The organism is Hyphomonas sp. UBA3601 (assembly GCF_002375605.1).
Taxonomy (GTDB): Bacteria; Pseudomonadota; Alphaproteobacteria; order Caulobacterales; family Hyphomonadaceae; genus Hyphomonas.
On sequence record NZ_DFME01000083.1, the window covers coordinates 1 to 1760 of the forward strand.

General features: G+C 61.5%; 2 protein-coding genes and 1 pseudogene. 2 read left to right on the forward strand and 1 reads right to left on the reverse strand.

What is annotated here, in order from left to right; all coding sequences use genetic code 11:
- A pseudogene (locus B4F73_RS08375) lies at positions 1-480 on the reverse strand (tRNA (adenosine(37)-N6)-threonylcarbamoyltransferase complex transferase subunit TsaD); the annotation flags it as partial.
- Between the two features lie 85 nt (positions 481-565).
- On the opposite strand from B4F73_RS08375, the gene B4F73_RS08380 reads away from it, so the two are divergent.
- Together B4F73_RS08380 and B4F73_RS08385 are read left to right on the forward strand one after the other, a co-directional pair.
- Positions 566-1423 (forward strand): hypothetical protein, encoded by an 858-nt coding sequence (locus B4F73_RS08380; RefSeq protein ID WP_206991950.1) that lies wholly within the window; start codon positions 566-568, stop codon positions 1421-1423.
- Positions 1424-1463: 40 nt separating this feature from the next.
- On the forward strand, positions 1464-1760 hold a 297-nt coding region (locus tag B4F73_RS08385; protein WP_290482995.1), incomplete at its 3' end, for a globin.

Here is a 1760-nt window from a genome sequence, read left to right on the forward strand (position 1 = left end):
GAGTCGGCGATAATTTCCGAGGTCGCGCACTTCCAGGAACTGGCAATGTCCGCCCGAAACAAGCAGCAGCAAATAGGGGAACGGGCAATCATTGCCGAGCCGAGGGCTGAGCGCGTGCCCTTCCAGATGGTTGACCGCGATGAAGGGCTTTCCGGCTGCCTGCGCGATGGCCTTTCCGGTCATCATGCCCACCAGCACGCCGCCGATCAGGCCGGGACCGGACGTGGCGGCGATCCCGTCTAGCGCTGAATAGGAAATGCCTGCTTCATGCATCGCGGCTTTCACGGTCAAATCAGCCAGTTCGGCGTGTGCGCGCGCAGCGATTTCCGGTACCACACCCAGATAGGGCGCGTGTTCTTCCAGTTGCGTGCGGATCACGTCCGAGACCAGCTCTGCCCGGCCATCGGTCAGGCGCAGCACAGCCGCGGCCGTCTCGTCACAGCTTGTCTCGATGCCCAGAACTGTCAGCGTCTTGCTCATCCGCTGCATGTAGGACCCCAGAACGGATTTGGAAAGCGCCCCCCGCAGGCCCTATAGTCGAAGGAAAAGACCGGGAGGCAGAAGTTTGGCGAAACCGTTTCGATGGAACATCGCACAGCGCGAGCAATTGGGCGGCCTGATTACAGGCGCGACCGAGACGCGCTCATTGAACGACATGTTCCTTGAATCCCTGCGATCCACGGCTGCCCGCATTCTGGCGCATGCGAACCGGTCAGACCTCGCCTTTATCGGGAGGACGCCCGAAAACCTGTATGATTATCTGTCTGGCTGTTTCGAAGGGCTGCGCGACACGCCGCGGCTTCACCTCATCCAGTACTCTCTGCGCAATGCCAGCGCGGTCGATCAATTGCCGGAACCGGCATTGCAGGGTCTGTTCGAGTATCTCACCGCCGAAGGTCTCGGCCCCAAGGCGATCGCCACCGGTTCGCGCCCCATTGCCCTGGTCGACTTTGTTGCCTCCGGCCGAACGATGGAGGGCCTGATCCGCCTCATGAAACTGCAAGCCGAGCGGGAAGGACAAGACTGGACCGCCGTTCAGCGCCGCCTACGCATCATCGGGCTGCGCGTGCGTACAAAGAATTCCCCCAACACCTGGCGCTGGCAACAGCATCAGGACTGGCTGCACTTCATTCCGGATGCGATCATTCGAAATGTTTCCGCGCCTGCAGCCTTCCTCCATTATCTCGGCAATGATCAGCCCAAAGTGACCGCCAGCTTTCATCCGGGCCGCTGGGCGGAGGAGGAGGGCGCCGCCCGCCGACCGAACAGCGACCAGCAGGCTGCGCTGGGCTTTGCGGCGCAGCTCTATGATCTTGGTCGCACCCGCGAGGAACGCCAGAATCTTGCAAAGCGGATTGCCCGACACCGCAAGATGAGCCAGCGTGCCACGCGTCGCCTCGTCCTGCGATTGCGCGGGGGCTGAGCCGCCGGTAGGGTAAGGAATGGCCGCATCTGAACCCATCATGCTTTCGCTTGAACGCTTCGGAGAGATTTGCGCTGATCCCGCGCCATTGATCTATCGGCGCCTCTTCGCACAGCATCCCGAATTTGAAGACCTGTTCGCGATGGACACGGATGGTGGCGTGCGCGGTTCCATGCTGACAACCTGCTTCGACTGCATCATCGGTCTTACCGAGGGCAGTCGATTGCCGCGCTTTGAACTTCAGTCTGCCCGCCTGTCGCACCAGGGGTATGGCGTGCCGGAATCCCAACTGGATGACATGTTCACAGCCATCCGCGACACTTGCCGGGAAGCGCTG